The following is a 22,897-nucleotide window of genomic DNA, read 5'->3' as shown; positions in this document are numbered from 1 at the left end:
GACGGCACCACGGCTGTGAGCCGGCACGCGGCGCCTGCCACCGATCCGATGTCACCATGTAACTCTTTCTTCGCACAGTTCGAAATCAATGAGCGAAGTACGGCCCGGAAACGGGTACACCGAAATAGTCCACGGCGCTAGGCGACATGGACGAGTTCCGCACGGCGTTCCACCGGAATACGTTCATATCGAAGCGATTCGAAGAAGGTCGAGTACGGTACGCCGCCGGGCGGGCCTCGGCTGGTGTCTCAACCGTCACGACGGAGAGTAGTACGGCTTCGCTATGATCGGTAACCGTGCGGGCCGTTCCTTCTCGCCCGAACACTTCCTCGACCGGCAGTCGGTTCTTTCCTCGACGCTATGAATGAAGAGACGTGGTGGCGGATGAGTGGGTCGTCGGTTTCGACGATGAGTCGCACTGGGGAAGAGGAGCTGCGGCAGCTTCTCGCCGGCCTCACGGCGGTGCGGGACGGCGACTTCGGCATTCGGCTGCCGGACGGGGACGGCGGTCTGCTGGGTGACATCGCGACGGTGTTCAACGGGATGGCGGACCAGCTGTCCCTGTTCACTTCCGAGGTCACCCGTGTCGCCCGTGAAGTCGGCAGCGAAGGACAGCTCGGCGGCCAGGCGAAGGTCCCGGGTGTCTCCGGCACCTGGAAGGACCTCACCGACTCGGTGAACGCGATGGCGGGCAACCTCACCACCCAGGTGCGTGACATCGCCCAGGTCGCCACCGCCGTCGCCAAGGGAGACCTGTCGCAGAAGATCGACGTCGATGCCCGCGGCGAGATCCTCGAACTCAAGGACACCGTCAACACGATGGTGGACCAGTTGTCCTCGTTCGCCGACGAAGTCACCCGCGTCGCCCGTGAGGTCGGCAGCGAAGGACGGCTGGGCGGACAGGCGGAGGTGCCGGGCGTCGGCGGTGTCTGGCGTGACCTCACCGACTCGGTGAACTTCATGGCGGGCAACCTGACCGATCAGGTCCGGAATGTCGCGCAGGTGACGACGGCGGTCGCCAAGGGAGACCTGTCGCAGAAGATCACGGTGGACGCGCGCGGCGAGATCCTCGAACTGAAGAACACCATCAACACGATGGTCGATCAGCTGTCCTCGTTCGCCGACGAGGTCACCCGTGTCGCGCGCGAAGTCGGCACCGAAGGCCGCCTCGGCGGCCAAGCCGACGTCAAGGGCGTCTCCGGCACCTGGCGTGACCTCACCGACTCGGTGAACTTCATGGCGGGCAACCTCACCGACCAGGTCCGCAACATCGCCCAGGTCGCCACCGCGGTCGCCAAGGGAGACCTGTCGCAGAAGATCAACGTGACGGCCCGCGGCGAGGTCCTGGAGCTGAAGGACACGCTGAACACCATGGTGGGACAGCTGTCCGCCTTCGCCGACGAAGTCACCCGCGTCGCGCGCGAAGTCGGCACCGAAGGCCGCCTCGGCGGCCAAGCCGACGTCAAGGGCGTCTCCGGCACCTGGCGCGACCTCACCGACTCCGTGAACTTCATGGCGGACAACCTCACCGCGCAAGTCCGGTCCATCGCCCAGGTCACCACCGCGGTCGCCCGCGGTGACCTCTCCCAGAAGATCAGGGTCGACGCGCGCGGCGAGATCCTGGAACTCAAGGACACCATCAACACGATGGTCGACCAGCTCTCCGCCTTCGCCGACGAGGTCACCCGCGTCGCGCGCGAAGTCGGCACGGAAGGCAACCTCGGCGGGCAAGCGACGGTGCGGGGTGTCTCGGGCACCTGGAAGGACCTGACCGACAACGTCAACGTGATGGCGTCCAACCTGACCGGTCAGGTTCGCTCGATCGCCCAGGTCGCCACCGCGGTCGCCCGCGGTGACCTGTCCCGCAAGATCACCGTCGAGGCCAAGGGCGAGGTCGCCGCCCTGGCCGACGTCATCAACACGATGGTCGACACGCTGTCCGCGTTCGCCGACGAGGTCACCCGCGTGGCGCGGGAGGTCGGCACCGAGGGCATCCTCGGCGGGCAGGCCAGGGTGCCGAACGTCGCCGGGACGTGGAAGGACCTCACCGACAACGTCAACTCGATGGCGAACAACCTCACCGGCCAGGTCCGCAACATCGCCCAGGTCACCACCGCCGTCGCCCGCGGCGACCTCACCCGCAAGATCGACGTCGACGCGCGCGGCGAGATCCTGGAACTCAAGACCACCATCAACACGATGGTCGACCAGCTCTCCGCGTTCGCCGCGGAGGTCACCCGCGTCGCCCGCGAAGTCGGCAGTGAAGGACGGCTCGGCGGCCAGGCCGAGGTCGAAGGCGTGTCCGGCACCTGGAAACGGCTCACCGAGAACGTCAACGAACTCGCCGGAAACCTCACCCGCCAGGTGCGCGCGATCGCCAAGGTCACCAGCGCGGTCGCGGAAGGCGACCTCACCCGCTCGATCACCGTGGACGCCTCCGGCGAGGTCGCCGAACTCAAGGACAACATCAACTCGATGGTGGAATCGCTGCGCGAGACCACCCGGGCGAACCAGGAACAGGACTGGCTGAAGTCCAACCTGGCCACCATCACCGGCCTGATGCAGGGCCGCCGTGATCTCGCCGTCGTCGCGGCCGCGGTGATGGACGAGCTGGTTCCGCTGGTCGCCGCACAGTACGGCGCGTTCTACCTCGCCGACGACACGACGGAGATGCCGGAACTGCGCCTCGTCGGCGCCTACGGGCATCCCGAAGGCGAAGAAGGCCCGGTGGTGCGCTTCCGGATCGGCCAGTCGCTGGTCGGGCAGGCAGCGCGCAGCCGGCGCCCGATCAACGTCGACGACGTCCCGGAAGACTACGTGGCGATCTCGTCCGGTCTGGGAAGGACGAGACCGGCGAACCTGATCGTGCTCCCGATCGTGGTGGAGGACCAGGTCCTCGGCGTCATCGAACTCGCTTCGGTCCACGGGTTCACCGCGGTGCACCGTGCCTTCCTCGAACTGCTGATGGAACAGATCGGCGTCAACGTCAACAGCATCGTCGCCAACGCGCGCACCGACGAGCTACTCGGCGAGTCGCAGCGGCTGACCGCCGAACTCCAGACACGTTCGCAGGAATTGCAGTCACAGCAAGAAGAACTGCAGCGTTCCAACGCCGAGCTGGAGGAGAAGGCCGCGCTACTGGCGACCCAGAACCACGACATCGAGACGAAGAACCTCGAAATCGAGCAAGCGCGGCAAGAACTCGAGACCCGCGCCCACCAGCTGACCCTGGCGTCGAAGTACAAGTCGGAGTTCCTGGCCAACATGAGCCACGAACTGCGAACCCCGCTCAACAGCCTGTTGATCCTCGCGCAGCTGCTCGCCCAGAACCCGACCCGAAACCTCACCTCCAAGCAGGTGGAGTACGCGAGCATCATCCATTCGGCCGGTTCGGATCTCCTGCAGCTGATCAACGACATCCTGGACCTGTCCAAGGTCGAGGCCGGGAAGATGGACGTCACCCCGGAGCAGGTGCCGCTGCGGCAGCTGCTGGACTACGTCGAAGCGACCTTCCGCCCGATGACCTCCCAACGGCATCTCGACTTCCGGATCGTCGTCGGCCAGGACTCCCCCGCGCAGCTGCTGACCGACGATGCCCGGCTGCGCCAGGTCTTGCGGAATCTTCTCTCCAACGCCGTGAAGTTCACCAGCACGGGCGGAATCGAACTGCACATCACCCCGGCCGGGACCGAAGAGCTGCCTCCCGCCCTCCACGCGAACGGCCCGGCGGTCGCCTTCCGGGTCGTCGACACGGGTATCGGGATCGCCGAACACCAGCTCGAATCGATCTTCGGCGCGTTCCAGCAGGCCGACGGCACGACCAGCCGCAAATACGGGGGCACCGGTCTCGGCCTGTCGATCAGCCGGGAAATCGCGCAGTTGCTCGGAGGGCACCTCACCGCGGAGAGCACCCTCGGCGAGGGCAGCACCTTCACCTTCTACCTGCCGATCGCACGGCCGGACTTCGCGGCACGGCCCGCGATCGGGCGGGAACCGGCGCACAAGCCGGACACCGAGCCGGCGTCGGAACCCGCCGCTCCGGCCCACCGGCGGTTGCTCGTCATCGAAGGACGCCAGCGTGGTTTGCTGACCCTCGTCGCCGAGAGCGCGGCCGAAGACCTGGCCGACAGCCGGGACTTCGGTGTCGTGACCGCCGACGTCGAAGTGGTCACCGCGGCCGGGACACAACAGGCGGCCGCCGCCCTCGCCACCGACGCCTACCACTGCGTCGTGCTGGACCTCGATCTCCCGGACGGGACCGCGTTCACCTTCCTCGACGCCGTGCAGGGCGACCATGCCCTGAGAACCGTCCCCATCCTGGTGCACAACACCAGGCGGCTGGACCACGACCAGGAACAGTTGCTGCAGGCGCGGGTCGAGACCTTGTCGCTGGAGGTGCTTTCCGGCCTGGACGAACTCCGGGAACGGCTCGCGCTGCACTTGTCGGCGGAGAAGCCGGGAGCCGTCCTGCCACTGGTCCAGCCCGGCGACGAAGCGTCGGCCGTCCACCCCCGGAACATCGACAACACCCTGCACGGCCGCACCGTGCTGATCGTCGACGACGACCCCCGCAACGTCTACGCCCTCACCGGGATCCTCGAGTTGCACGGACTGCACGTGCTCCACGCCGAAGACGGGCGCAAAGGTGTCGAACGTGTGGCCACCCAGCCGGGCATCGATCTGGTCCTGATGGACATCATGATGCCCGAGATGGACGGATACACGGCCACCGCGACGATCCGGGCCATGCCCGAACACGCGGATCTGCCCATCGTCGCCGTCACGGCGAAGGCGATGCCCGGCGACCGGGAGAAGAGCATCGCCTCGGGCGCGAACGACTACGTCACCAAACCGGTCGACACGGACGAGCTGATCGCCTGCCTCAAACGGCACCTGACGGCCTGACGGGAACGACACATGCCCGTCGATGACACCGCACAGGAGCATTCCGCCGACCTCGCGCCCAACGTGGCACGCCTGGCCGCCACGGTCGCCCGGCTGCGCAGCGAGGTCGACCACGCGCACGCCGTCGCCGACGGCCGCGCTCTGATCGAGCTCGCCAAGGGCGTGCTGATGGAACGGCTGCGGTGCGGTCCTGGAGACGCCGCACGGCAGCTCGCGACGCTTGCCGAACGCGCCGGAACGACGCGCTTGGCGTTCGCCGCCGACGTCGTCGGCAAGGCCGCGAAAGACCGGCTCAGCGACGTGGCAGCGGAATTCCTGGCTCACGCGGACGACCACGAAGACGGAAGTTCGGTCGCCGTACGGTTGCGGACCGCGGAAAGTGGTGTCCTGGCAACGGATGACACCCAGCGTGTCGCCGAAGCGATTCTCGAGCACGCGCTGCATCCCATCGGGGCGACGGCGGTCGCGGTCTGGCTCGCGGGACCGGACGGCTCGCTCACCCTGGCCGGCTCAGCGGGGTTCTCCGCCGAGGAAGCGGCCCGCTGGTGCTACGTCCCCCCAGGGGTGCCGACACCCGCGCATTCCGCGCTGGTCGAACGCGACCTGGTGTGGTTCCCGACCTTGCGCGACTCCGGCCTCCCCTCGATCGGGCAGCACACCCTGGCCGAGGGGGGCCGAGCCACCATCCCGACCGGTACCGGCGGACGCATGGTCGGCGTCGTCGAGATCTGCTGGCCCGGCAAGTCGGACCTCGAGCCCGACCGGCTGCGGCGGCAGTTGGAGGCACTGGCGGAACTGTGCGCGCACACCCTCGACAACGCGACGGACGGCGTGCCCGGCTCCCCCATCCGCCCGGCCGCGCAGATGCTCGGCGAGCTGGTCGATCTCGTGGACCGGTTACCCGATCCCGCCCTTCTCCTGTGCCCGTGCGTCGACGAGGCCGACCGGCTCGACGACTTCCGGATCCACCACGTCAATTCTCGCTTCGTCGACCCGGCAGGACGTCCGGGCAACCGGATCGCCGGTTCCCGACTGCTCGAGGTCTATCCGCTGGCGGCAGAGGAAAACGGTCTGTTGGACACGATCCACCGGGTCTACGCCACGGGTGAGCCGTTCAGGGACCGGAACATGACGCTCGCCACTTCGGTGGACCAGGTTCCCTTGCCCGTACTCGCCGACATCACCATCAGCCGGATCGCCGACACCATCCTGGTCGGCCTCCGCCTGCAGGACGACGCCGAGAAGCTGACCATGTTGCTGCAGCACGCCCAACGGCTCGGCCGGATCGGCGGTTTCGAGGAGAACGTCGTTTCGGGTGTGGTGCTGTGGAACTCGGAACTGTTCGCCCTCTACGGACTCCCGCCCACCGCGGCGCCGCCTCCCCTCGCCCGCCTCGCCGACTACGCGCACCCCGACGATTCCCACTCGATCGGCCGCTTTCTCCGCGCCCTGCTGCACCATCGGCGTTCGGCGTCGACCGCGTTCCGGCTACAGCGATCCGACGGCGTCTCCCGATACATCCGGGTCGTCGCCGAGCCGGTCGTCGACAGCCGGAACAAGCTCATCACCATTCGCGGCGCCTACCAGGACGTCTCCGCCCAGCACTGGGCCGAAGTCGCGCTCGCGGCCACTCACGACCGGCTGGCCGCGACCGAACAGCAGGCGATCGAACACAACCGGCTCACCCTGCAACTGCAGCACGCGATCATGCCGCCCGCGCGGGCGCCCCTCGACGTGCCCGGGCTGCGTGCCGCTGTCCGTTACCGGCCTGCGGAGAAGGAGAATCTCGTAGGGGGCGACTGGTACGACGCCGTCGCCCTGCCCAGTGGCGAGATCCTTCTGTGCGTCGGCGACATCGCAGGGCACGGCATCGAGGCGGCCACCGGCATGGTCAACCTCCGCAACGCACTGCGCGGCCTCGCCGCCACCGGCGCCGGGCCCGCCCAACTGCTCACCTGGCTCAATGTGGTCGCCTACAACCTCACCAACCAGGTGACCGCCACCGCGGTCGCCGCGCTCTATCACCCGTCCAGCCGGACCTTGCGCTGGGCACGCGCCGGGCACCTGCCACCCATCCTGCGGAAACAGGGCCGTACCACCACCCTTCCGCTCATCCAGGGAACACTCCTCGGCGCGCTCCCCGACGCGACGTACCACGAGGAGCGGCTCCGGCTCGACGACGGCGACGTCCTGCTTCTCTACACCGACGGACTCATCGAACGCCGCGACCGTCCCGTCCAGGACTCCATCTCGCACCTGGTCGGCCTCGTCGAGGGGCACAACGGCACCCTGGAACAACAGCTCGACGCGCTTCTCACCTTCAGTACCGCGGACACCGACGACGACACCTGCGTCATCGCCATCGAAGTCGTTCCCGTGCCCTGAGTGCGTGTACCGAGCGTGGCGTCGAGCCGAAACAGAAGCGACGTCGCGTCGCTTGTCGGCTACGCCCCGGTTTCGTCGCCGTCCCGGCTTCCCAGGGAGGTCTCGAACCGATCGAGGCCTTCCTGCGCACGGGCTGGTGCTTCGTCGTGGTGGCCGGCACGTCGACGGGTCGCCACGGCGTGCACCACCGCGAACAGCACGGCGATCGCGACCAGCGCGCCGCCACGCAGCCAGACCGCGGGCTCGACCTGAGTCGCCAGCAAGACACACGAAACCAGGCCCAGAACGGGAATCGCCGAAGGCGCACGGAAATGCGAAGGCGCCGACTTGTCCTTGCGCAGCACCAGCACCGCGGTGTTCACCGCCGCGAAGACGATGAGCAGCAACAGGACGAGCGTGGAGGCGAGAACGGCGATGTCCCCGGTGAGCGCCAACCCCAAGGAAATGCCGGTGGTCACGACGATGGCCACCCACGGCGTGCGCCGGCGCGGCAGTACTTTCGTCAGCACCGCCGGCAGGAGCCGGTCACGAGCCATGCCATATGCCAACCGGGAAGACATGATGCCCGTGAGCAGCGCGCCGTTGGCCACCGCCACCAGCGCGATCACCCCGAACACCCACGTCGGCACCCCACCGGCCACGCGCACCACTTCCAGCAGCGGCCCGCTCGACCCGGCCAACCGGGACGCGGGCACGACCGCACTGGCGACCACCCCCACCAGCAGGTACAACAGGCCGGCGGTGGCCATCGCGCCGAACAACGCCCGCGGATAGGACCGGCGCGGGTCTTTCGTCTCCTCCGCGACGTTCACCGACGTCTCGAAGCCGACGAACGAGTAGTACGCCAGCACGACACCGGCCAGCACCCCGGCGATCGGCCCCTTTTCCGCGGTACCGAGTTCGACCAGCCGGGCGGGTTCGGCGTCCCCGCGTCCGATGACCCAGAAACCCAGCCCGATCACCAGCACCAGCCCACCGGCCTCGATCAAGGTCGCGACCACGTTGGCCCGCAGTGAATCCTTGATGCCGCGAGCGTTCAGCGCGGCCAGCATCACCAGGAACACGGCGATCACCAGCACGGGCGGCAAGTCGACGAACTCCCCCAGGTAGTCGCCCCCGAAACCGCGAGCGAGCGCGGCCACCGACACCACCCCCGCGGCCAGCATGCAGAAGCCGACCACGAATCCGGCGAACGGCCCGAACGCACGCTGGGTGTAGTGCGCGGCGCCACCGGCACGGGGATACTTCGTCGCCAGCTCGGCGTAGGACGCCGCGGTGAGCATGGCCAGCACCAGCGCGACCACCAGCGGCACCCACACCGCGCTCCCGGACACACCGGCGATCTGTCCGATGAGCACGTAGATCCCGGCGCCGAGCACGTCACCCACGATGAACAGGTAGAGCAAGGGGGTCGTCACCGCACGAGCCAACCGTTCGGTCATTGCCTCAGTCTCCTGTACGAACTCTCACTTCGCCGAGCGACGGCCGTCGTACGACGAAACCGGGTTCACACCGCGGACACTCCACAAAGGTAACCGAGGGTTCATCACGAACTCGCCGGGCACCTGCCCTGGACCGAAGAGCGGGTGGCGGCGTGCCCGATGTACGCGGACGATCTGGTACGACCGGCCGGACGCGCTTCGCGCCGAAGGCCCGTTGTTCGCTGTCCACACCCGTGAGACACAGGGATCTCAGCGGGTTCCCGGCCACGGTGGACGATCTGCGGCCGGCACTGTCCTCGGTGGACGCGAGCGGTGGTCTTCCCACTCACCGAACCGGACGGTTACCCGGCCGCCGACGACGCGGTGCTCGTCGCGTTCTGCCGGGTCGACCCGGCGGACGACCCGGTGGGCGAAGCGCGTCGATGTGTCATGGCCGGCGCGGCAGGGATGGAGCTTCATCCCGCCAGTGACGATTCGGACTCGGCGACGACCGGCTCACCGGCGTTTTCGCCCTCGCCGTTGAACTCCACCGCCGGTCGTGGTGCACGCGGGTCCGGAGATCGACCCGTCCGGCGAGACCCTGCTCGGCATATTCCACCGGGTCCCCGGCGCACGGATCATCCTGGCGCACGCCGGGTTCACCGATCTCGCAGGGCTTTGCCGCGGACGTGACCCCGGGAGCCCGTGTCGGCCCGCAGCCCGACTCCAGTCGCCACGGCGCTTGTGACGTCCGTCATGTCCACGTCTTCCGCAAGCGGGAGCGACGGCCGGCTCACGGTCGGGCTTGGACGGTCGCCGCGAACGGCGCGTCTCGGACATCACCGCTCCCGATGGTCAAGGCAGCAAAGGACTTCCGGCCCCACGCCGTCCCGGAACACTCTTGTCGGAACGAAAACGGGCGCTCAGCGCGCGACAGCCACGCCGTCGTGCCAGGTTTGGACCATGAGCGATTATCCAAGCCATCCCGCTTCTACCGAGACCTCCACCGCGGTCGGCCGGGAGCGCCCCGGCACGATCAACGGTGCCTTCTGGGCGTTCCTGGCCTCCGCGGTCATCGGACTGCTCGGTGCTGTTCTGGCGTTCGCGAACAAGGACGCCTTGATCGAAGCCGCCAGAGAAACGAACAGACAGGGCGGAGCCCAGCTCTCCGAAGCCCAGCTCGATCAGGCCGCCACCTTGGTCATCGTCGTCGGACTGGTGATCTCGGCCGCGTTCGCCCTGCTGTACCTGTTGTTCGCGGTCAAGCTCCGCGCCGGCCGGAACTGGGCGCGGATCGTCCTCACCGTCCTCACCGCACTTCAATTGTTCTCCATCATCTTCAGCACCAACTCCCTTGTCGGCTACCTCAGCGTCCTCGCCGCCGTCGTCGGGGTGGTGCTGTCGTTCACCACCCCGTCCAACGAGTACATCGCCGCGACCAAGAGCGTGCGCTGAGCACCCGTATCGGCAACTGCGAGGGAGGGTGTGCCGCCCCAGAGCCGGGGCAGCACACCCTCCCTCGTTCCACGTCTCCCCCGACCCGAAGCGGTGGAGGGCCCGAAAGCCTGTTCGCGATGGGTGGCCATTCTTGGCTTCGGTTCAGCAGCCTGACTTCCTCCGGGTCCCGGGGATTCGGCGCCTACGCCGACGAAGCGCACGACCTGGTCTTCCAAGACTTCGGAATCAACAGCTCGCAGGACGGCGGGCTGGTCTTGCCGGACATGGCAGATGTCGTGGTGGGCCACTGTGTAATCCAGCGAACGAACGCCCGCGGATCACGAGGCGCTCAGGATCGAAGGCTCCCTCGCCTTTCACGGCGGCGACTTCGAGGGCACCGGCATTCTCCGCGACAACATCTTCGCGGAAAGGCCCGTCTCCCATGAGGCCTCCAACCGGGATCACCCCATTATCGGCGATCCCGGCTTCATCGATGCGGACGCGGCCGATTCCACCTCAAGCCCGGGTCGCCGAAGGCCGTCGGCCAAGGGGCCGCCGAGTCCGCGGCCTCGTGGAGTCGTCTCACAGCGAGGGTGCGGATGCGGTCATTTCGACCGGTCGTTTCCCGGAATCATGCTGTCAGGCTCGACCACGTGCGTGATCAGGTCATCGCTGGACGTTACCGGCTGGACAAGCGGATCGGCAGCGGAGGCATGGGCGTCGTATGGCGCGCCACGGATCTCGAACTCCGCCGGGTGGTGGCGCTGAAGCAGTCCCAGGCCGGTGACGACGGGCAGCTCCGCCGGGAAGCCCGGATAGGTGCCGGCCTGCACCATCCGAACGTCGTCTCCGTGTTCGACGTGGTGCTCGACGCCGACGTCCGCTGGCTCGTCATGGAGTATCTGCCGTCGCGCAGCTTGTCGGAGACCGTCGAGGCGGACGGCCCCTTGTCCGCGGCCGCGGCGGCCCGGATCGGCGCCCAACTGGCCAACGCCCTGGCCGCCATCCACGACCGGGGCATGGTGCACGGCGACATCAAGCCGGGGAACGTGCTGATCGCCGAAGACGGCACCGCGAAGCTGACAGACTTCGGCATCGCTCGGTGGGCCGAGCTGACTCAGACCGGCGGTGCTCAGTTCGCGGGAACGCCGGGCTATCTCGCTCCGGAAGTCGCCGAAGGCCGGGAAGTCCGGCCGCCCGCCGACATGTTCGCCCTCGGCGCCACGCTGTTCGCCGCGCTGGTGGGCTGCTCGCCGTGGGGTGCGAACGACCAGGGTCCGAGGACACAGTTGCGCCGCGCCGTGTCCGGAGAGTTGAGTTCCTTACCCGACGTCGGCGCTTTGACTCCGGTGCTGACAGCACTGCTGGAGACCGTGCCCGCGCGGCGTCCCACCGCTCGCATGGTCAACCGCATGCTCGAGGACATCACCGGCGAGGCCACACCACTCACCCCACTGCCCGCACCCGCCCCCGGCCGCAGGTGGATCCGGAATCGATCGGTGCCGGTCTCTCTCGGCGTCGCGGCGGCGTTGGTGGCGGGGTTCGTGACCGGGTTCGCCTGGCGTTCTCCGGTCACCGAAGTGCGCACGGTTCAAGAACCCTCCGCGATCGGGGTCATGGGCGACGAGCGCACCGCGGATCCCTGTTCCCTGATCGAAGTGGCGTCCCTCGCCCGGTTCGGGGACGTCGAACCGGACGCCGACTTCGGCCCGTTCTACAACTGCTTCGTCCGGGTGAGACTCAGCCAGGACGAGGCCGACGTCGCCGTAGTCCGGGTGGAGCTCCGGGGTGTGCTGGATCCGCCGCCGCCGGACTACCGTCGAGGCCGCCTCGGGCCCATCCAGCGGCCGGCCGCGCGGAAAGGCGAGTGTCCGCGGTACATCTGGATGCCCGACGGCCACGAGATCGGCGTGTTCGCCCGGCACGAAGGAAACCGGCCTGCTGACCTGTGTGGGATGGCCGAGGCCGTGGCGAGCGGTGCGATCACGGTCCTCGCCGCCGGTGAAGTCCCGCGGAGGGCCGCGGCGCCGGGCAACTCGCTACGCAATCTGAACGCCTGTGAACTGCTCGAGCCGGCGGACGTCACGGCCGTACTCGGGGTCGCCGGGGTGAAACCGGAACCGGACTTCGGGCAGTGGACCTGCTATTGGGAACAGGCCCCGCTCCAAGTGATCGTCGACTTCCACCGCAAACGGCCACAGATCGAGGGGCCTGACGGCACGAAGATCACAGTGGGTTCTCGCGAGGCCTACGTCGAACCGGGCCAAATCGCCGGCGACGACGACATCGGCTGCGAGATCACGATCACCCATCGGCGATATCGCGCCCCTGATCCCGACGACGGTGACTGGATCGAAGCGGCCGACGTGACCGTGGAGACCAAAGCGCAAATCCCTGCGGAAAGGCGCTGCGACCTGGCCATCGGCTTGGCGAGGTCCGTCGCCGACCGCTTGCCCCCGCCGTGAGTCCTCGCCTGTCGACGCCTCGGCGCGGGTGGTGGTCTCGTACCACGCCCCACGGGAGCTGGCTCCGTACGGCTGGCCAGTGCCGCGCAGGAGCCGGTGAAGTCACGTCCGGGCTTGCGCTCGGATCGGCCGTTCGGAGATCTCGAGCTGCCGGGTCGGGACCAGGACAGGAGTGAGTGCCGGAATTTGCTTCCTTCGACGCCGAGACCGTCGACGACTCCAGCGGACGAGCCCTCCACCCCCGGTCGCGGAGTCGTTTCCGCCGATCATGGTGGTATCGAGGTCGTGTCGGCTCAGTCCCACCACATGACCACGGCGAGTCGGCGGCATGCGGCTTCATCGTAGAAGTCACGCAGGATGGCGTGTCGCTCGGAGAGCAACGTGGCGAAATCACCGGTCACCTCTCGCACGAGGGCACCTGACGCGGCCACCGCGTCGTCTCGTCCCACGGGCACGACGGCGTGCACGTTCCCAGGAATGAGAGCACGAAAGGCCTCCGTGACCTCGGCGACCTGATCGAGCTCCAGAGCGGTGACGGGGTGTTCGAAGATCGTGTCCGGATGATCCCGGTAGGCCGGATCCAGGTAGTCCGCCGACGCCGGGATACGGGCGAAACTGCCGTGTCACCGCCACACGGCGCAGTCTGTCGAGTCCACCCGTCCGGGTGCGACCGGTCACCGTGCTGGCCGGGGACATACGGCGATCAAGGTCCGCCGGGAGGGGTGATGGCGAAGATCGCGAGGTGATCGTGCAGGCGGAGAGTGCCGTCACACCGGGTGAATCCACCGACGAACCGCGATTAGAGCACGGTGACCACGGGTAGCCATCGCCTGTGGCTGACTCTCCTATCGCCGTTGTCGACATCGACGGAACGCTCGTCGACTCCAACTATCAGCACGCGCTCGCCTGGTACCGGGCCCTGCGCCGAGTCGGAGAGACCTACCCGATATGGCGGCTGCACCGGCTGATCGGCATGGGCGGTGATCAACTCGTCACGGCCCTCGGCGGTGAGGACCTGGAGCGCCGGGTCGGTGACCGCGCACGGGAACTGCAAGGCGAGGAAACCGACAAGCTCCTCGAAGAGATGGCACTCCTGCCCGGCGCCCGCGACCTGCTGCGCACGATCAAAGAGCGCGGTCATCGGCTCGTCCTGGCCAGCTCCGGCCGGCAGCGCCACGTCGACGTCTACCTCGACAAACTCGACGCCCGCGACATCGTCGACGACTGGACCACCAGCGCCGACGTCGATGCCTCGAAACCCGCGCCCGACCTGCTGCACACCGCGCTACAGAAAATCGGCGCACCACGCGACGCGCCCGCCGTCATGATCGGCGACTCGGTCTGGGACGTCAAAGCCGCGCGCAAAGCCGGGATGCCGGCGATCGTCGTCCGGTCCGGGGGCTTCGGTGACGACGAACTCCTCGAAGCCGGCGCCGTCGCCCTCTACGACACCCCCGCCGACCTCACGAAAAACCTGGACCACACTCCGCTCGCGTGAGTTCCCAGGCCAGGCGAAAGCCTCATCGGCTTTGCCTACCGGGCGCGATAGATAGTTCGAGTCGGTATCGCCGGGAGGCGGCAGACCTCCCACACTCAAGGCGCCGGTCACGCCACCGAGCCGCTGGGTCAGGCAGCCGCGTTCACCTTCAGCTTTTCGGCGACCTTCGCCAGTACCAGCGTGGCGATCTCCTCCGCCTGCTGCGCGTTGTCCTTACCGAGTGCTTCGGCGACCTCTTCGCGGACGACCGGGCCGATTTCCGCCTGAAGCAGACCCTTCAGCGCGGCCGCGAGACCTTCGTCGGTGATGTCGTCGGCCTCGTTGTCGACCACCATCTTCGTGAGCGCGTCGACCGTGGCGATCAGGCCGCGGATGTTGTCCTTGATCTCGGCGAAGAGTTGGGACAGGTTGCCCTTGTCCTGGATCTTCTCCTGGTACATCAGGTACTTGAAATCGTTGGCACCGAACGCCATTTCTTCCTCCTCGATCGGGATGTTCCTGGCTACAGCGGGAATGAGCACGTCGCGGGTCTGCCCGATCCGCGGCATACCGGGACAGGACTTGGCCACCGGCGTCCACGGACCGGGGGCGCCGAACCGGACTGTGCCAACCGATCCCCGCACCATCGGCACGCGGGATCTGTACCTTCGGAATGCCGTGCGTGTCGCAGATCCGAGCGACCAGCCGCACGAGCGCGGCGAGCTGGGCCTGGGACCACGGCCGGATTTCGCGGCCGTCCTCGGTCTCGATGGACACCGCGAAGCTGTTGGCGTTCTTGTTCGCGTCAGCCCGGATCCGGGTGTCCATGTACTGTTCGATCCCCCCGTTCTCGGTCATAGAAGTGGCTTTCGAGGTCGGAGTGGTTCTGGAAGAAGTCGAACAGCGAGTCCGAGGCGCTGACGGCGGTGTGCAGGATGACCGCGCGTGGCGTGATGGCCCCTTGGGTGTGGTTTCTCCGAAAGCGGCTTGTGCACCGCGAAGGGACACCAGGCCATGAAGTCTCCTCAGTTCGATGGGATCGAGATTCGGCGGGCTCGAGCGACCGCGCCCGGTGCGTGGGCCGGCGGGGTCGAACGTCTCGGCCGGCCGTCTTCGCCGTCAGCACCTGGCCATCGCGCGGACTCTTCGGACCACGGAGGCGATCCGCCGTCCGCCCGCGGCAGGTGGCGACGAACCCGGCGTTTCCCTGCCGTCACGCGGTGAAGCAAGGCGGCCGGTACCCACCACCATCGATGCCCCCGAGAACGACCTGAGCTGGATGCTGCCCCACGACCTTGTCGCAGCGCCGCCGCCCGCGGAACGTTCGGGGCGACGGGCAAGAGGGAACAAAGAGCTGCCAAAGGGGCACATGCGACCGGAAGGCACTGCAGAAGAACCGGGTACGGACGACCACGTACTCGATGCGCCCGGGGTGACCATGAGGTACATGAAGGCCCCTTCCTTGCGCTAGATGCAAGGAAGGGGCCTTCATGTACCCCACGAGAGAGAACCACGGCGGCGGCATAGCGGGCACTGGGATCACTTGTGGACTGGTGAAGCCACGCCAGGGCCCTTCGGCGAGTTCGCGTCAGCCTCCGACTTCAGTACGCCAATTTTGCTTTACCTCTCGATAATTCGAGCGCTGGAGCCTAACTCGTTCCAGCCGGGGGCTCGGCTCCAGCGGGACGGTCAGCGAGCCGGTGCCGATGGCCGGGTTCACGCTGAGTTCCTCGCCGACACCACGGATCGCACCGCCGTCGTTTCTCGGCGTCATCGATGTATTCGTTGAGGCGGCGCGGCGCATCAGCGAAGTAAGCCGGTCCTGAATTCGCGATGCCGTTCAGAGCCGGACGTCGTGGCGGGAAGGCGCGTTCAATTTACGGCGAACCTTGACGACGTAGTCCTCGACGGTGCGGCGGGACAGGAACAGGGCTTGGGCGATCTCCCGGTTGGTGTGGCCGCCGGCGAGGAGACGGGCGACATCCTGCTCACGCGGGGACAGTTCGTCGCCGTAGCCGCGCCTCCCGCGTCGCGAAGGCGTGGCCACCCCGGTGCTGCGGATGCGGTGGCGGCGTCGACCGTCGCCCCGAGTGATTCGTAGGACCGCGCGAGCACCTCGAGCACTGTGACGTCGGCGAGGGCGCCCCCTTCGGCTTGCTCCGCGAGCTGGATGGCCCGGTAGGGCAGGCCCAGGTCGTGATGCAGGCCGATCGCCTCCCGGTAGCGCCTGTCCGCCTCCTCGCGGTCGCCCGTCACCGCGGCCAGCCTGGCGCGGCAGCCGATCAGCGCCGCGCTGGCCAGCGGGGCGTCGACACCCCTCAAGCCGACCATGGTCTCGGCGACGAGCTGACGCGCGGCGTCGACGCGGTCCACGGCCAGGTAGAAGTCCACGGCCTGCGGCAACAAGTCGCCCGACCACACCCACGCGCCCTTGTTCCGCAGCATCGCCACGCCGCGTTCCACATGTTCCTCCGCCGCGGCGACCTTGCCCTGGCTGAGCAGCATGCCCGCCATCCCCCCGGCCGCCGACACGCCCACCGGGAACACCTGAGCGAGTGGGTACGAACCCGCCGCCGCGAAAGCCTGCTCGGCCCGCACCCATTCACCGCGTGCGGCCGCCAGCCAGCCTCGCGTGAGGTTCAGGTCGGTGGTCAGCAACAGGTTCGCGTAGGTTTCGATCAAGCGGTCGATCCGCTCTTCGAGGCCCGCCCACCGCCCGTCGAGCCAGTCGAGCCGGACGGCCGTGGCTTCGGCGGTACCGACGACGTAAAAGGCAGCGGCCCGCTCGGCCAAGGTGATGCCGCTGCGCAAGAACTCCCGAGCTCGCGCGTAGTGCCCGATCCACGAGCACGCGTCCGCCAGGTTGCAGTGCGCCCGGGCCAGGTGGTGGATCTCGTCGGGTTCGCGCACGTCGGAAGGGGACGGCAGCTGGGCGACGCCCTCCCAGGTGCTGGAGTCGCCGACGATGAGCCGCCCGCCGAGCGTCGTGGCCAGCAGGACCGTCCGCAGGGCTTGGGTGGGCAGGTGGTCGATGATCGTCTCCACCCGGCCGAGCGCGCTCTGGTGCTCGGCGATGGAGGCGCTCCCCAGGTACGGGCCCGCCATGGCCGCCAGTCCGCGCACGGTGCGTTCCGGCTGGTCGGCGAGCAGGTCGAGGGCGCGGGCGAGCTGGTCGGCGCCGCGGTCCACCTCCCCGGTCTCGCGCTGCAGCAGCAGCCCGAACCACAGGTGCACCTCGCCCCGGACGTCCGGGGCCAGCCTCGGATCCGACAGCAGCCTCTCGACCCGTGCCGTCACCGCCCCGCCGGGCAGCCCCATCAGGGCGTAGCCGCACAGCTTGGCGGCCAGCCGGTTGGTGTCCTCGACGCCGATCTCCGGATCGGTCAGCACCTCGGACAGCAGGTCGACCGCGGCGGTCACGTCCTTGACCTCCTCCGCGGCCTCGGCGGCCAGTTCGCTGTACCGCAGCCATTCGCTCTTCCTGCCTGCCGCTTTGGCGTGCACGGACAGGCGCCCGGCAGGTACCCGGCCAAGGGCCGACAGAACCGCCAGGGCACGTTCGTGCAACTCACGTCGCCGGGGGCCGGGCAGCGAAGCACAGACCGCCCGCCGGGCGACGTTGTCCCGGAAACCGAACCTGTTCGCCGTCTCCTCCACGAGCACACCGGACTTCGTCAGCGCGACGAGGTGCGCCACCTCCGGTTCGTCCGCCACGGCGCTCAGGACATCGGTCGTCTCCGGTACGCCCAGCACCGCGGCGGCCTCGGCGACGGACCGCGCGGCGTCGGGCAGGCTCCCCATCCGCTCCCTGATCGCGTCCGACACCAGGACCGGCACGTCGATCCCGTCCAGAGCCCGCTGAGCGAGGTCGCCTTCCGCGCGTACGTCCACCAGCGGGTCGCGTAGTGCCCGGACGGTTTCCTCGATCACGAACGGGATCCCGGCCGTCTCACGCAGCACAGCCTCGGCGAACCGGTCCGAGGTCACCTCCTTCGCCACGAGTGCGTCGATCATCGCGCGCACCTCGGCCGCGCCGAGGGGCCGCAAGACCAGGTTGACGCCGGTGACCCCGTGCGGGGCGGGTGAGGGACGGCCGAGCGGGGCCACGGTGGGCAGGTCTTCGCGGCGGTAGGTCCCCACGATCGACAACCCCGGCGGTGGGCTCGCCAGCACGAACCGCAGTACCCAGCGGGTCTCCTCGTCCGCCCAGTGCAGGTCTTCGAGCACGAGCACGGTGGTTCCCAGGGAGCGGAGCAGTTCGCGCACGGCGCGGAAGATCCGATGCCGCTCGGCCCCGGGGTCGCCGAGAGCACGCGGAGCGGGCGGCAGGAGCCCGGCGAGTTCGGGCAGGTGGTCGCGCAGGGCGCCGGTCACCGGGCCGGGGTCGTCCAGGCGGTCACCGCACTGGCTGAGACAGTCGAAGAGCACTCCGTACGGGAACGGCTCGGGCAAGGGCTGGCACACGCCCACGACCACGCGCACTCCCCTGGCCCGGACGGTCGCGGCGAACTCGGCGACCAATCTGGTCTTGCCCACCCCGGCCTGTCCCTCCACGAACACGACCGACGGCGCGTGTTCCACCGCGCCGAGCAGGGCGGCCAGTTCCGCGTCCCGGCCCACCATCGGCACCGAACCGGACCGGAGGGGAAGCGGTCTCGCGCCACCATGACCCATGCTCGCTCCTGCCGGTGATCGTGCGAAATGGACTGTCCTACAGGGTAAGTCGGCCACCGGGGCGGCGTAACCCCGTGAGTACGCGCATTCGGCGCGCACGCACGATTCCGTACTCATACGGGTCTCGACCACGCTTGTTTCCCCGTCGCCCACGCCGAAAAGTGGCTTCCCGAGCGGCCTGATGTCCCAGCCCCTGCCGATGACCGCTCGAACGCATGATGGAGGAAGCGATGCAAGAGCGCAGGAAACGATCGTTCCCGGGCTTGTTCGCCGCGGCGGTCGCCGCCGCCGCGGTGGCGGCCACCGCGGGCGAAGCCGTGGCGCAGCAAGCGGAAGCGGCCGTCGCGCAGGCCGGCCACCCTTACCCCGGACAGTACATCGTGCTCCTCGAAAACGGCGCCCGCGCCGCGGCCGAGGGCCAGGCCGCGACCCTCGCCCGGCGCTACGGCGGCGAGGTGACCGACACCTACTCGGTCACCCTGAACGGCTTCGCGGTCCGCAACCTGACCGAGCGGCAAGCGCGGCGTCTCGCCGCCGATCCGTCGGTCGAATCGGTCCACCAGGACGGCACGACCAGGGCTGCGGGCGAGCAGCCGAACCCGCCTTCGTGGGGCCTGGACCAGATCGACCAGCGGACCGCCACCCTGGACAAGAAGTACACCTTCCCGAACTCGGGTGAGGGGGTGACCGCCTACGTCATCGATTCCGGGGTCAACGCCCAGCACCCCGAATTCGGGGGCAGGGCGAGCCACGGCTACGACGTGCTCGACAACGACACCGACGCGAGCGATTGTTACTGGCACGGCTCGCATGTGGCGGGAACGATCGCCGGTGCGACGGTCGGGGTGGCGAAGAAGGCCAAGATCGTGGCCGTGCGTTCGCTGGACTGCAAGGGATCCGGTCCGGATTCCGCCACGGTCGGCGCCATGGAGTGGGTGGCCAAGAACGCCGTGGGGCCCGCGGTGGTGAACATGAGCCTGGGCATGGACGTCCTCGGCGTCGGTGACGAGCAGGTCAAAGCCTTGGTGGCCAAGGGGATCGTGGTGGCGGTCTCCGCCGGGAACAACGGCCAGGACGCGTGCGGCGTCAGCCCCGCGCGTGTTCCCGAGGCGCTCACCGTCGGCTGGTTCAACAAAGACCGCACCCGCGGCGGGAACTACGGTCGCTGTGTCGATCTCTTCGCTCCGGGCGGCAACATCTATTCCAGTGATCACACCGGGAAGTTCCGCACCGGGAGCGGTACGTCCATGGCCTCCCCGCATGTCGCGGGCGCGGCGGCGCTGTATCTGGCGGCGAACCCGGGGGCGACCCCGCAGCAGGTCGGCGACGCGCTGGTGCGAAGCGCCAGCCCGGACCTGATCACCAACCCCGGGACGGATTCGCCCAACAAGGTGCTCTACGTCGGCGACATCGGCGGTGGCACGCCGTCCGAATGCGGGGTGAAGAGCAACGACCAGGACGTGGCCATCCCCGACGCGGGTACGGCAGTGGACACCTCCGTGAGCCAGGACTCCTGCCCGGGCAAGGCTTCGGCATCGTTGGCGGTCCGGGTCGACATCGACCACGCCTACACCGCGGACCTCGACATCGACCTGATCGGGCCGAGTGGGGCGTCCTACCCGCTCAAGCGCGCGGGTGGCGTCGGTGAATCCGGCGGTGTGCACCAGAGCTTCACGGTGGATGCGTCACGCGAGGACGCGAACGGCACGTGGCGGCTTTCGGTGCGCGACACCTACCGCTTCGATGCCGGCACGCTCACGGGCTGGTCCATCACGTTCTGACCGAAGTGGACGGACATCCCCGTTCCCTTTCCTTCGAAGGAGAATGATGAGAACATCACGCTTGGCCGTAGCACTTGCCGCGGCACTGGCCACGGTGGCCCTGCCGGCCGTGAACACCACCACCACCGCCGCCGCCGCGCCGCCCGACGAGGTCAGTGTCGCCGCGACCCCGACCGACCAGCTCCGGACGGGAGACTGGGGAACCCGGATCGTCAACGGGGAACGCACCACCGTCAAGGAATACCCGTTCGTCATCGCGGGCATGCGGGTCGGGGGCGGTGGCCCGCAGGGACAGTCCTGCACCGCCTCCGTCGTCGGCAAGCGCAAGATACTCACCGCGGCGCACTGCATGGTCGACGCCACCGGGGCCAAGAGCTACTTCTACGGCGACGACGACCTGAACACCCCGGGTGACGAGACGTTCCGCACGGCCGTCGCCTCGTTCAAGACCCACCCCGGCTACACCGGCTCCGGCGGCTGGCGAACCGGCTACGACGTCGCGGTGGTCACCACCGTCGACGACATCCCGGTGCCCGAGAGCCAGTGGGCCAAGGTGGCGGGCTCCGGCGACGGCGCGCTCACCCAGCCGGGCAAGTCAGGCACCTCCCTCGGCTACGGCAAGACGTCGTCGGGCGGCGGCTCCGGCGAACTCCGCAAGACCACCATGCCGGTCAACGATCCCTCCGGCTGCCAGGTCTTCGACATCCGGGTCAACGGCGACCTGATGGTGTGCACCGGCTACAACGACGGGCGCACCGCCAACTGCTCGGGTGACAGCGGCGGACCGTTCATCGTCGACGGTGTGGTCGTCGGCGTCTCGTCGTGGGGCTCCAGCGCTTGCGACCGCTACAGCATCATGGCCCGCCTGACCAACGCGATGGGTGACTGGGCCCGCGCCGAGATCGGCGGGACCCAGCCCGGCGACGGCAAGTTCACGATGGCGCTGTCTCCGGCCTCCGGCAAGGCCGCACCGGGCAGCCACGTCTCCACCAGCGTCACCACCAAGGCAGGCGACCAAGGACCGGAAAAACTGGACCTGAGCGCGTCGGCCCTGCCCGCCGGCACGACCGCCACTTTCCAGCCCTCGGCGAGCATCGACTCCGGTGACGTGGCCAAGCTGACCTTGCAGCCGTCGACGAGCACCCCGGCGGGCACGTACAAGATCGCCATCACGGCCAAGGGCACCTCCGGAGCCAAGACCGCCGAGTTCACGCTCACGGTCGGCAACGGCAACACCACCGGTCCGAAACCGTCCCTCTCGTCGAATTCCGGCATCGTCCCGCCCGGGGGCTACGCCAACGCGACGATCACGGTCACCGGTGGCACGGGTCCCATCCGGCTCAGTGGCACCGGTCTCCCCCATCCGCCGACCTTCTCCCCGCCGACCGTCAACCCCGGCGGCACTGCGCGGATGACCGTCATGGGGCCGTACCAGCGCGGCACCTACAAGGTCACCATCACCGCGACGGACAGCACCGGCAACACCGGAACAACGGACTACACCCTCACCGTCCGCTGAGATCCGAACCGGCGAGGGCGTGCTCACGGGAGCACGCCCTCGCCGCGACCGTGGAGCCCGTAGCGCCTCGGCCTCCACGGTCGCTTGCCGAGCACCGCGCCGGTCGTACGGCGTGACCCGCTACACCGTCCGCGACCGGCTCCCGCGGGGCTCCCAAGACGGTCGTCATCGGTTGCCGCCGCACTATCGCGGCGGTCTGCGGCCGGGTGAGCCGGTGGGCTACCGTGGCGGTGGTGCCGTGCTCCGATTGTCGTCGTGGTGAGAGGAGATCGCGTGGAGTCCCTGTGGACGACGCTCGGTGTCGTGGCCGTGGTACTGGCCATCGTCTTCGTGCTGTTCGCGCTGTTCCTCGTGGTCAAACTGGTTCGGAAACACCGTCAGGTCCATCGGCCGGACACGCCGGTGCCGACCAAGGTCGCCTACTGGCTCTCCCTGGTCTACACGGTGTTCCCGCTCGATCTGCTGCCCGACCCGGTCTACGTCGACGACATCCTGGTGCTGGCCGGCGGATTGATCTACGTCGGCAAATCTCTCGGCAAGAAGACGCGGGACGACCACCGGCCGGATGAAGCAACGCCGCCCGCGGTCGACTAGCGTGCCGTCCCCCGGGCGGGAGGCGCTGCGGTGAGGGCGCCGAACCACCCCTCAGGCGTGTTCTCTTCGCCGGCCTTCCGGGCGGAACCACCGAGGGGACCGATTGCCCGGTGACAGATCCGGGTATCCAAGGAAGCATGTGGATGGTGCTGGTGATCCCGTTGCTGGTCATGTCGTTCGCGCTGCTGATGGAGCGTGTCGAAACGACTGTGGCTCGGACGGGCCCCGAGTCGCGCTCC

The 22,897-nt window shown here is 68.5% G+C and carries 11 protein-coding genes and 1 pseudogene; 8 read left to right on the top strand and 4 right to left on the bottom strand.

Annotated elements, in window-relative coordinates:
* Positions 1-408 precede the first annotated feature (408 nt).
* A complete protein-coding gene (locus P3102_RS15100) occupies positions 409-4,905 on the top strand; it encodes a HAMP domain-containing protein (RefSeq protein ID WP_276369884.1) in 4,497 nt (1,498 codons plus the stop codon).
* A 12-nt stretch (positions 4,906-4,917) separates the two neighbouring features.
* Entirely contained in the window at positions 4,918-7,290 is a 2,373-nt protein-coding gene (locus tag P3102_RS15095) for a SpoIIE family protein phosphatase (protein ID WP_276369882.1), read from the top strand.
* A gap of 59 nt (positions 7,291-7,349) precedes the next feature.
* On the opposite strand, the gene P3102_RS15090 is transcribed toward P3102_RS15095, so the two are convergent.
* The gene (locus tag P3102_RS15090; RefSeq protein ID WP_276369880.1) at positions 7,350-8,732 is read right to left on the bottom strand and encodes an APC family permease; all 1,383 of its coding nucleotides are present in this window, start codon (positions 8,730-8,732) and stop codon (positions 7,350-7,352) included.
* Between the two features lie 942 nt (positions 8,733-9,674).
* On the opposite strand from P3102_RS15090, the gene P3102_RS15085 reads away from it, so the two are divergent.
* From P3102_RS15085 to P3102_RS15075, 3 genes are all read left to right on the top strand, one after another.
* Entirely contained in the window at positions 9,675-10,166 is a 492-nt protein-coding gene (locus P3102_RS15085) for a hypothetical protein (protein ID WP_276369878.1), read from the top strand.
* 635 nt (positions 10,167-10,801) lie between these two features.
* Positions 10,802-12,613 carry a serine/threonine-protein kinase gene (locus tag P3102_RS15080; RefSeq protein ID WP_276369877.1) on the top strand — a complete coding sequence of 604 codons (1,812 nt, stop codon included), beginning with the start codon at positions 10,802-10,804 and terminating at the stop codon, positions 12,611-12,613.
* An 832-nt stretch (positions 12,614-13,445) separates the two neighbouring features.
* The gene (locus P3102_RS15075) at positions 13,446-14,111 is read left to right on the top strand and encodes an HAD family hydrolase (RefSeq protein WP_276369875.1); all 666 of its coding nucleotides are present in this window, start codon (positions 13,446-13,448) and stop codon (positions 14,109-14,111) included.
* 128 nt (positions 14,112-14,239) lie between these two features.
* On the opposite strand, the gene P3102_RS15070 is transcribed toward P3102_RS15075, so the two are convergent.
* The 3 genes and pseudogenes from P3102_RS15070 to P3102_RS15060 all read right to left on the bottom strand — a co-directional run.
* Positions 14,240-14,743 carry a hypothetical protein gene (locus tag P3102_RS15070; RefSeq protein WP_276369873.1) on the bottom strand — a complete coding sequence of 168 codons (504 nt, stop codon included), beginning with the start codon at positions 14,741-14,743 and terminating at the stop codon, positions 14,240-14,242.
* 1,187 nt (positions 14,744-15,930) lie between these two features.
* Positions 15,931-16,692 (bottom strand): helix-turn-helix transcriptional regulator, encoded by a 762-nt coding sequence (locus P3102_RS15065; protein WP_276371182.1) that lies wholly within the window; start codon positions 16,690-16,692, stop codon positions 15,931-15,933.
* A 1,610-nt stretch (positions 16,693-18,302) separates the two neighbouring features.
* Positions 18,303-18,713: pseudogene (locus tag P3102_RS15060) on the bottom strand (ATP-binding protein); the annotation flags it as partial.
* A gap of 281 nt (positions 18,714-18,994) precedes the next feature.
* Here P3102_RS15060 and P3102_RS15055 point away from each other — a divergent pair.
* From P3102_RS15055 to P3102_RS15045, 3 genes are all read left to right on the top strand, one after another.
* Positions 18,995-20,545, top strand: coding sequence for a S8 family serine peptidase (locus P3102_RS15055; RefSeq protein ID WP_276369871.1), 1,551 nt, complete (start codon positions 18,995-18,997; stop codon positions 20,543-20,545).
* A gap of 46 nt (positions 20,546-20,591) precedes the next feature.
* The gene (locus tag P3102_RS15050) at positions 20,592-22,064 is read left to right on the top strand and encodes a trypsin-like serine protease (RefSeq protein ID WP_276369869.1); all 1,473 of its coding nucleotides are present in this window, start codon (positions 20,592-20,594) and stop codon (positions 22,062-22,064) included.
* Positions 22,065-22,337: 273 nt separating this feature from the next.
* Positions 22,338-22,658, top strand: coding sequence for a DUF1232 domain-containing protein (locus P3102_RS15045; protein WP_276369868.1), 321 nt, complete (start codon positions 22,338-22,340; stop codon positions 22,656-22,658).
* Positions 22,659-22,897: the final 239 nt, after the last annotated feature.

Origin of the sequence: Amycolatopsis sp. QT-25, assembly GCF_029369745.1 — a bacterium.
In the GTDB taxonomy this organism is placed as follows: domain Bacteria; phylum Actinomycetota; class Actinomycetes; order Mycobacteriales; family Pseudonocardiaceae; genus Amycolatopsis.
Note: the sequence above shows the minus strand (reverse complement) of the source record. Positions and strands in the feature narration are given on the sequence as shown.